Genomic DNA, 9,156 nt, shown 5'->3' with positions numbered 1-9,156 from the left:
TGCCGATGTTCATGCGGTGGCGCCGCGCCAGCCGCGCATCGGGCACGCGCCAGACGCCTTCTTCGTCGGGCACGGCGCGCCGGTAGTCGGGGTAGGCCGACAGCGAAGGGCCGCCCTGGCGCACAAAGGACAGGCACCATTCCCAGTTCTCGCGCGAGAGCCCCGCATAGGCCGCGGTGCTGCGCACTTCCTCGTAAAGCGCTTCCGGTAAAAAACCGCCGCCCATCCCCACGGTGACCAGGTGCTGCACCAGCACGTCCAGCGGCTGCTCCGGAGAGGAGCGTGCCTCGATGTGGCCGGCCGCGATGGCAGCGCGCGCCGCGGCGCCTTCCACGATCTCCAGGCTGTGCGTGGGCACCAGCGTGATGCGTGATGGCCTGCCCGGCGCATGGCCGGATCGCCCGGCGCGCTGCAGCAGCAGCGCCACGCCCTTGGGCGAGCCGATCTGCAACACGCGCTCGACAGGCAGGAAGTCCACGCCCAGGTCCAGGCTGGAAGTGCAGACCACGGCGCGCAACTCGCCTTTCTTCAGGCCGGCCTCCACCCACTCGCGCACCTCGCGGTCCAGCGAGCCATGATGCAGCGCGATCAGCCCGGCCCATTCGGGTTTGGCTTCCAGTAGCGCCTGGTACCAGATCTCGGACTGCGAGCGCGTATTGGTGAAGACCAGTGTGGTGCTGCTGCCGGCAATCTCATCAATCACCTGCGGCAACATGGTCAGCCCCAGGTGGCCGCCCCAGGGAAAACGCTCAGCGCGGCCGGGCAACAGTGAGTCGATGACCAGCTTCTTGGGCACCTGGCCCTGAACCAGCGTGCCGTTCCCACAGCCCAACAAGGTGGCCATGGCTTCGTCGAGGTTGCCCAGCGTCGCCGACATGCCCCATATCACAAGGGGCGTTTGGTTTACGCGCGGCACAGACGATTTCCCAGTCAAGCCGGGGCCGCGGGTCCGGCTTTGCCGGCCCGCAGGCGCAGCGGCCCCCTCGGGGGGCAGCGCAGTACACGAAGTGACAAGCGTGGGGGTCCAGCTTTTGAGCCTTGCTAGCGCCAGCTGCACCTGCACGCCGCGCTTGTTGCCCAGCAGCTCATGCCATTCATCGACGACGACCATCCTCAGGCCGCCGAGCACCTCCTTCGCATCGGCGCGCGCCAGCAGCAGCGACAGGCTTTCCGGCGTGGTCACGAGCACGGTGGGCAAGCGCTGGTTTTGCGCACTGCGTTCGGCCGAGGCTGTGTCGCCGCTGCGCGCGCCGGCGCTCCAGGCGGCGAATACCGGCGCGCCCTCTTCGTCCTTCACGGCGTTAAGCACTTCCAGCGCTTGCTGCAACGCGCGCAGTGTGTCGGCGGCCAGCGCCCGCATGGGCGTGATCCACAGCACCGTCAGCGCCTGCGCGGGCGGTGCTTTTTGGGCACCCGGATGCGCTATTGTTTTAATAGCTGGTTGCGCACGACTGGTGCGGGACAGAGCCGTAAATGCCATCAAAGCACCCAACCACATGGCGTAGGTCTTGCCGGCCCCGGTGGTGGCGTGGAGCATGCCCGACTCACCCTGGGCAATGGCTTTCCAGACCTCGCGCTGAAAGGCGAAGGGCTTCCACCCACGCGATGCGAACCAGGCTGCCAGTGCCTCTTTGGCGATGGAGCGGCCGCGGCTCATGGGGGCAGCAACGCAGCCAGCGTTTCCAGGGTGTCGGCCTCTTCCACGGGCTTGTCTTCGCGCCAGCGCAGCATGCGGGGAAAGCGCACAGCAATGCCGCTCTTGTGCCGGCTGCTGCGGGCAATGCCTTCAAAGCCGAGCTCAAACACCAATGTCGGCCTGACGCTGCGAACCGGCCCAAAACTCTCGACCGTGGTCTTGCGGATCACCGCATCGACGCGGCTCATCTCTTCATCCGTCAAACCCGAGTAGGCCTTGGCAAAAGGCACCAGCTTGCGGTCAGGCTGCCCAGGTGCGCCGTCCCACACCGCGAAGGTGTAGTCGCTGTAGAGGCTGGCACGCCGGCCGTGGCCGCGCTGCGCATAGATCAGTACGGCGTCTATGCTGAGCGGATCGATCTTCCATTTCCACCAGGTGCCAACATCTTTGGTGCGCCCCACGCCGTATTGCGCCTGGCGTTGCTTCAGCATCATGCCTTCCACACCCATTTCACGCGCGGCTTCGCGCTGGCGTGCGAGGTCTTCCCAGCTATCGCCTGTGAGCATCGGGCTTGCGATCAACTGCGGGTGCTGCACCTGCGTGACCAGCGTATCCATCAGCACGCGGCGCGCTGCTTGCGGCAGCGTGCGCAGGTCACACCCCACCCACTCCAACAAGTCGTATGCCAGCAGCACGACCGGGATATCGCGCAGCAGCTTGGGGCTCAGGGTTTTTCGGCCGATGCGCTTTTGCATGTCGGCGAAAGGCCTGACCTTGTCCTCGCGCCAGACCACGACCTCGCCGTCAAGCACCGTGCCGTCCGGCAATGCCTCGCCCATCGTGGCCAGTTCCGGGAACCGGTCGGTGACGAGTTCCTCTCCGCGGGACCACAGCCAGACCTGGCCCGCACGCTTGACCAGCTGTGCGCGAATGCCATCCCACTTCCACTCGACCAGCCAGCTGGCCGGCGGCCCCAGCAGCGCGTCAAACTGGTCGACGGCGACATTGAATGGATGCGCGAGAAAAAACGGGTAAGGCTGGCCGCTGGTTTTCTGGTTCAGCTCGCCGCTGCTTTCGGCCGCGATCAGCTGGGCGTAATCGGCGGCGCTGGGTTGCCCGGTGACGTGGGTATAGCCCATCAGGCGCTGCGCCACACGTTTGGCATCGACACCTGCCACAGCCGCCAATGCCTGCGTCACCTGCAGCCTTGAGACGCCCACACGAAAGCCGCCGGTCATGAGCTTGAAGTACACCAGCCGCTCATCCATGGCAAGGCGGCGCCATTGGGCCCGCAAAGTGCCGGGCAAGGCCTCAGGCGCACTGCGGGCGAGCGCGCGCAAGGGCAGCAGATGTTGCTCGACCCACACGGCCAGTCCCAGCGCATGCTGCTCTGTCGGTGCGGGCAACAGCAGGGAGATGGTTTCGGCCAGGTCGCCGACAGCCTCGTAGCATTCGTCAAACAGCCATTCGGGCAGCCCGGCGGCTTCTTGCGCCAGCAGGCGCAGGAGCTTGGTTGGCACCAGTTGGCGTGGCTTGCCGCCGGCCAGAAAATACACGGCCCAGGCAGCATCAGCCGGTGCCGCAACCTGCAGATAGCGCTGTAGCGCCGCCTGTTTGGTCAGGCTGGAGGTGGTGGCATCGAGCTCCCGGTACAGTGCGGCGAAGTCTTTCATGTGCCGGTTTCTTCATCAGGCGTGCGCGCGCGCTGGCTGGCGTTCAAGGCAGTCGCCGGATCCGGACGGGTTTCGGGCGTGGCCGGAGCAAGCGGCTCCTGCGTCGCCTTGTCGGCTTCGTCCTCTTCACCGTATTCGGTTTTGAAGCCTTCAGCCTGCAAGCCGTTTTCACGAAGCCAGCGCACCAGTACCGCGACGCTGCCGTGGGTCACCATGACCCGCGCGGCGCCGGTGCCGGCGATGGCCTGTTGCAACCCTGGCCAGTCGGCATGGTCAGACATGACAAAACCGCGGTCTACGCCGCGACGCCTTCGGGTGCCGCGCAGCTGCATCCAGCCGCTGGCGAACGCGTCCGCATAGCTGCCAAAACGCCGCATCCACGGCGTGCCCTGCGCAGAAGGTGGCGCCAGCACAAGTGCGCGCTTCAGCATTGACGGATTCACTTGCGGGTCGGTTACGCGAAAGGTCTCGGGCAGCGCAACGCCCGCGGCCCGGTATACCGCATTGAGCGGCTCTACCGCCCCATGAACCACGATGGGGCCAATGCCAGCATCCACGCCATGCAAAATGCGCTGCGCCTTTCCAAATGCATAGGCAAACAGGACGGACTCCCGGCCCTCGTCAGCGTTGCGCCGCCACCAGTCATTGATCTGCGCGAACAGCGCCTCCTGCTTCGGCCATTGGTAAATCGGCAGGCCGAAGGTCGACTCGGTGATGAAGGTGTCGCAGGGCACGGATTCAAACGGGGTGCACGTGCCATCGGCTTCGGTTTTGTAGTCGCCCGAGGCCACCCACACTTCGCCGCGGTGCTCCACCCTGACCTGGGCCGAACCGAGCACGTGGCCGGCAGGATGCAGCGATACCGTGACGCCACGCCGCTCCAGTGTTTCACCATAGGGCAGGGTTTGCAGGCTGATGTCACCGAGCCGCGCTCTCAGGATGCCTTCGCTGTCGGTGTGCGCGAGGTAGCTTCCATGGCCAACGCGGGCATGGTCCGAGTGGGCATGCGTGATGATCGCGTCGCCCACCGGCCGCCAGGGGTCGATATAAAAATCGCCCGCCGCACAGTACAGGCCTTCCGGCCGCGCCACGATCAGGTCCATGTGATGGTAGGTCTCGCAGGGGCGAAGCGCCTGCCAGCTTACAAAGCACCGGCATCAGCGTTCGCTGCCCAACGAGGCAATCCTAGACCTGCGCGCAAACGTGCGCTGAGCGGCTGCAGGTGCTTTCGCTGTCAGCAGGGGCTTACATTGCCAGCAAAAGTTGGCGAAGCGATCACCAAGTCTCTCCAGATCGTACCGCCCATAAGAAAGCCCCTGGCTTGCGGCAGGGGCTCGATGCAGTCCCGTGAAGGGCCTGCTTTGCAACGGCCTGAGCCGTTGCGGGTTCTTACTTCTTCTGGCGGTACTTGCGCAGCGCAGCAATCTGGGCGGCCATGACAGCGAGCTCGGACTGGGCCATCGCAATGTCAATGTCGCTTTTGGCGTTTTTCAGCGCTTCTTCAGCAGCGGCCTTGGCTTCCATCGCCTTCGCTTCGTCCAGGTCTTTGCCTCGAATGGCGGTATCGCTCAGCACGGTCACCGTGCCTGGCTGGACTTCCAGCAAGCCACCGGCCACAAACACAAACTCTTCCGTGCCGTCGGCTTTTTCGATCCGTACAGCACCGGGTTTGATGCGCGTGATCAGCGGCGTGTGGCGCGGGTAAATCCCCAACTCGCCGGCCTCGCCGGGCAGAGCCACAAAGCGTGCTTCGCCCGAGAAGATGGACTCTTCTGCGGAGACCACGTCGACGTGAATGGTGGTTGACATAAACGCTCCTTAGTGGAAAAAGGGTTGAGGCGCGAGCCTTAGACCTTCTTCGCCTTCTCGAAAGCTTCGTCAATCGTGCCGACCATGTAGAACGCCTGTTCTGGCAGGTGATCGCACTCGCCGGCCACAATCATCTTGAAGCCGCGAATGGTTTCAGCCAGACTGACGTACTTGCCGGGGGAGCCGGTGAACACTTCAGCAACGTGGAAAGGCTGCGACAGGAAACGCTGGATCTTGCGAGCGCGGGCCACGGCCAGCTTGTCGTCCGGAGCCAGTTCGTCCATGCCCAGAATCGCGATGATGTCGCGCAGTTCCTTGTAGCGCTGCAGCGTGCCTTGCACGGCGCGGGCCGTGGCGTAGTGGTCTTCACCCACAACGTTCGGGTCAAGCTGGCGGCTGGTCGAGTCAAGCGGATCCACCGCGGGGTAAATACCCAGCGAAGCGATGTCACGCGAGAGCACCACGGTGGAGTCCAGGTGGGCAAAGGTCGTGGCAGGCGAAGGGTCGGTCAAGTCATCGGCAGGAACGTAAACGGCCTGGATGGACGTGATGGAGCCGACCTTGGTGGAGGTAATACGCTCTTGCAGGCGGCCCATTTCTTCGGCCAGCGTTGGCTGGTAGCCCACGGCGGAAGGCATACGGCCCAGCAGCGCGGACACTTCGGTACCGGCAAGCGTGTAGCGATAGATGTTGTCCACGAAGAACAGCACGTCGCGACCTTCGTCACGGAAAGACTCAGCGATCGTCAAGCCGGTCAGCGCGACGCGCAGACGGTTTCCCGGGGGCTCATTCATCTGACCGTAGACCATGGCCACTTTGGATTCGCCGAGGTTCTCGAGGTTCACGACGCCGGAGTCGGCCATCTCGTGGTAGAAGTCATTGCCTTCGCGGGTACGTTCACCCACACCGGCAAACACGGACAAGCCCGAGTGCGCCTTGGCGATATTGTTGATCAGTTCCATCATGTTCACGGTCTTGCCGACGCCGGCGCCGCCGAACAAGCCCACCTTGCCGCCCTTGGCGAACGGGCAAACCAGGTCAATCACCTTGATGCCGGTTTCCAGCAGCTCTTGCGATGGCGACAGTTCGTCGTACGCGGGGGCCTTGCGGTGGATCGGAGCAGTCAGCGTCTGGTCGACAGGGCCACGCTCGTCGATGGGTGCACCCAGCACGTCCATGATGCGACCCAGCGTGGCCTTGCCCACGGGAACCGTGATGTTGGCGCCGGTGTTGTACACCATGTTGCCGCGACGCAGGCCGTCGGACGTGCCCAGAGCGATGGTGCGCACAATGCCGTCACCCAGCTGCTGCTGGACTTCCAGCGTCAGCGCGGAGCCTTCCATTTTCAGCGCGTCGTAAATCTTGGGCATCTGGTCACGTGCAAATTCCACGTCAACCACCGCACCAATACACTGAACAATCTTGCCTTGAGCTTGAGCCATGATTGAATCCTCTTTCGTTTCTTTAAATCTTTAAATCGGGTGTGACGGCCTGAAACCGTTAGACCGCTGCAGCACCGGCAACGATTTCCGAAAGTTCTTTCGTAATCGCCGCTTGACGCGTTTTGTTGTACACCAGCTTGAGTTCGCCAATCACGCTGCCGGCGTTGTCTGTCGCGGCCTTCATGGCCACCATGCGGGCTGACTGCTCAGATGCCATGTTCTCGGCAACCGCCTGATACACCAGTGCTTCCACGTAGCGAATCAACAAGTCGTCAATGACGGTCTGCGCATCGGGCTCGTAGATGTAGTCCCAGCCGTGCTGGTCCTTGTCGGCCTGCAGGTGTGCGGCGGTCAAAGGCAGCAGTTGCTCCACCACGGGCTCCTGGCGCATGGTGTTGATGAACTTGGTGTAGCACAGGTACACCGTGTTGACCTTGCCTTCGCTGTACGCGTCGAGCAGAACCTTCACGGGGCCAATCAGCTTTTCCAGATGCGGTTTGTCGCCCAGTTGCGTCGCATGCGACACCACCTTGGCACCCACCCGATTCAGAAAACCGAGACCCTTGTTGCCGATGGCCACAGCCTTCGCATCATGGCCAGCGGCTTGCACTTCCTTGAGCTTGGTGGTCACGGCGCGCAACACGTTGGTGTTCATGCCGCCGCACAGGCCTTTGTCGGTCGTCACCACGATGAACCCGGTGGCCTTGGCGTCGTTGGACTCCATGAACGCGTGGGTGTACTCGGGATTGGCCTGACTCAGGTTGGCCGTGATGTTGCGGATCTTGTCGCTGTAAGGACGGGCAGCGCGCATCCGCTCCTGCGCCTTGCGCATCTTGGAAGCGGCCACCATTTCCATGGCCTTGGTGATCTTCTTGGTGTTTTCCACCGATTTGATCTTGCCGCGAATTTCCTTGCCTGCTGCCATAACAGTTTCCTGGTTTCGAGTGAAAGAGTTAGGCGAACGACTTTTTGAATTCGATCACGGCAGCCTTCAGTTCGGCTTCAGCGTCCTGGCACACCTTTTTGGAGGCCTTTTTCGCATCGCTGTCATCAGGCTTGGCAGGTTTGGCATCCCACTTCGGACCATTCTTCTCAATGGTCGCCAGCAGAGGTGCGTGCTTGTCCTTGAGGTAGCTGTGCAGGCCAGCCTCAAAAGCCAGAACCTTTTTGACTTCGACGTCGTCCATCGAACCCATGTTGACCGCAAACAGCGTCACGCCCATCAGGCTGATCGGCAACGGTGAATACTGCGCCTGCTTGAGCAGTTCCGTCACGCGGGCGCCGCGCTCAAGTTGCTTGCGAGTGGACTCGTCGAGGTCGGAAGCGAACTGCGCAAACGCAGCCAGCTCGCGGTATTGGGCCAGGTCGGTACGGATACCGCCGGACAGGCCCTTGATCCAGTTGGTCTGGGCAGCGCCACCAACACGCGACACCGAGATACCGGCATTGATAGCTGGACGGATACCGGCGTTGAACAGGCTGGTTTCCAGAAAGATCTGGCCGTCGGTAATCGAAATTACGTTGGTCGGCACGAAGGCTGACACGTCACCAGCTTGCGTCTCAATGATCGGCAGTGCGGTCAATGAACCAGTCTTGCCCTTGACGGCGCCCTTGGTGAAGTCCTCAACGTACTTCTCGTTCACGCGTGCTGCGCGCTCAAGCAGACGGCTGTGCAGATAAAACACGTCGCCGGGGTAGGCTTCGCGGCCTGGTGGACGGCGCAGCAGCAACGAAACCTGGCGGTAAGCCACGGCCTGCTTGGACAAATCGTCATACACGATCAACGCGTCTTCGCCGCGATCGCGGAAGTATTCGCCCATCGTGCAGCCGGAGTAGGCGCTGACGTATTGCATCGCGGCCGATTCGGAAGCGGAAGCTGCCACGACGATGGTGTATTCCATCGCGCCGGCCTGCTCCAGCGAGCGCACAACGTTCTTGATCGAAGAAGCCTTCTGGCCAATCGCTACATAGACGCAGGAAACGCCTTTGCCCTTCTGGTTGATGATGGCGTCGATCGCGACGGCAGTCTTGCCGGTCTGGCGGTCGCCGATGATCAGTTCGCGCTGGCCGCGGCCGACGGGAACCATGGAGTCGATGGACTTCAGGCCGGTCTGCAGGGGTTGGTCAACGGATTTACGGGCGATCACGCCAGGCGCAACCTTTTCGATCACGTCGGTGAGCTTCGCGTTAATCGGGCCCTTGCCGTCAATCGGCTGGCCCAGTGCGTTGACCACACGGCCAAGCAGCTCTGGACCCACAGGCACTTCCAGAATACGGCCCGTGCACTTCACGGTGTCGCCTTCGGCAATGTGCTCGTACTCGCCCAGAATCACGGAGCCAACGGAGTCGCGCTCGAGATTCAGTGCCAAGCCGTAGGTGGGGGTGCCATCGGCGGTTGCGGGGAATTCCAGCATCTCGCCCTGCATCACGTCGGACAAGCCGTGGATGCGGACGATACCGTCGGTCACGGACACCACGGTGCCCTGATTGCGAATGTCGCTGCTACCGGCAAGGCCTTCGATACGGCTCTTGATCAGTTCAGAAATTTCTGCGGGATTGAGTTGCATGACTCTTTCCTTCTTTCTATGTTGTTGGC

At 62.6% G+C, this 9,156-nt stretch carries 7 protein-coding genes; all 7 read right to left on the bottom strand.

Translation table 11 applies throughout. From position 1 onward, the window contains the following. Positions 1-1,657 (bottom strand): DEAD/DEAH box helicase (locus tag ABI546_RS16305; RefSeq protein ID WP_348048123.1); only part of this gene is annotated, 1,657 nt, incomplete at its 3' end. Further along, positions 1,654-3,309: an ATP-dependent DNA ligase gene (locus ABI546_RS16300; protein WP_348048121.1), complete on the bottom strand. Its 1,656-nt coding sequence runs from the start codon at positions 3,307-3,309 to the stop codon at positions 1,654-1,656. The genes ABI546_RS16305 and ABI546_RS16300, both read right to left, overlap by 4 nt. Further along, complete coding sequence (locus ABI546_RS16295) at positions 3,306-4,412, bottom strand: ligase-associated DNA damage response exonuclease (protein ID WP_348048119.1); 1,107 nt, start codon at positions 4,410-4,412, stop codon at positions 3,306-3,308. The genes ABI546_RS16300 and ABI546_RS16295 overlap by 4 nt, the downstream gene beginning before the upstream one ends. Before the next feature lie 286 nt (positions 4,413-4,698). After that, positions 4,699-5,118 (bottom strand): F0F1 ATP synthase subunit epsilon, encoded by a 420-nt coding sequence (locus ABI546_RS16290; RefSeq protein ID WP_348048117.1) that lies wholly within the window; start codon positions 5,116-5,118, stop codon positions 4,699-4,701. A 38-nt stretch (positions 5,119-5,156) separates the two neighbouring features. Further along, positions 5,157-6,560, bottom strand: a complete 1,404-nt coding sequence (gene atpD, locus ABI546_RS16285; RefSeq protein WP_348048115.1) for a F0F1 ATP synthase subunit beta — start codon at positions 6,558-6,560, stop codon at positions 5,157-5,159. A gap of 58 nt (positions 6,561-6,618) precedes the next feature. Continuing rightward, complete coding sequence (atpG, locus tag ABI546_RS16280) at positions 6,619-7,485, bottom strand: F0F1 ATP synthase subunit gamma (protein WP_348048113.1); 867 nt, start codon at positions 7,483-7,485, stop codon at positions 6,619-6,621. A 28-nt stretch (positions 7,486-7,513) separates the two neighbouring features. Continuing rightward, the gene (gene atpA, locus ABI546_RS16275; protein WP_348048111.1) at positions 7,514-9,127 is read right to left on the bottom strand and encodes a F0F1 ATP synthase subunit alpha; all 1,614 of its coding nucleotides are present in this window, start codon (positions 9,125-9,127) and stop codon (positions 7,514-7,516) included. Positions 9,128-9,156 lie beyond the last annotated feature (29 nt).

The sequence above is a fragment of the Polaromonas sp. genome, assembly GCF_039932935.1.
In the GTDB taxonomy this organism is placed as follows: Bacteria; Pseudomonadota; Gammaproteobacteria; order Burkholderiales; family Burkholderiaceae_C; genus Polaromonas.
This window is presented reverse-complemented; position numbering and strand designations above follow the sequence as displayed.

Bases quoted from the DNA above. Each gene is read 5' to 3' on its own strand.
- ABI546_RS16300 (WP_348048121.1), bottom strand. From the start codon at position 3,309: ATGAAAGACTTCGCCGCACTGTACCGGGAGCTCGATGCCACCACCTCC.
- ABI546_RS16295 (WP_348048119.1), bottom strand. From the start codon at position 4,412: ATGGACCTGATCGTGGCGCGGCCGGAAGGCCTGTACTGTGCGGCGGGC.
- ABI546_RS16290 (WP_348048117.1), bottom strand. From the start codon at position 5,118: ATGTCAACCACCATTCACGTCGACGTGGTCTCCGCAGAAGAGTCCATC.
- atpD (WP_348048115.1), bottom strand. From the start codon at position 6,560: ATGGCTCAAGCTCAAGGCAAGATTGTTCAGTGTATTGGTGCGGTGGTT.
- atpG (WP_348048113.1), bottom strand. From the start codon at position 7,485: ATGGCAGCAGGCAAGGAAATTCGCGGCAAGATCAAATCGGTGGAAAAC.
- atpA (WP_348048111.1), bottom strand. From the start codon at position 9,127: ATGCAACTCAATCCCGCAGAAATTTCTGAACTGATCAAGAGCCGTATC.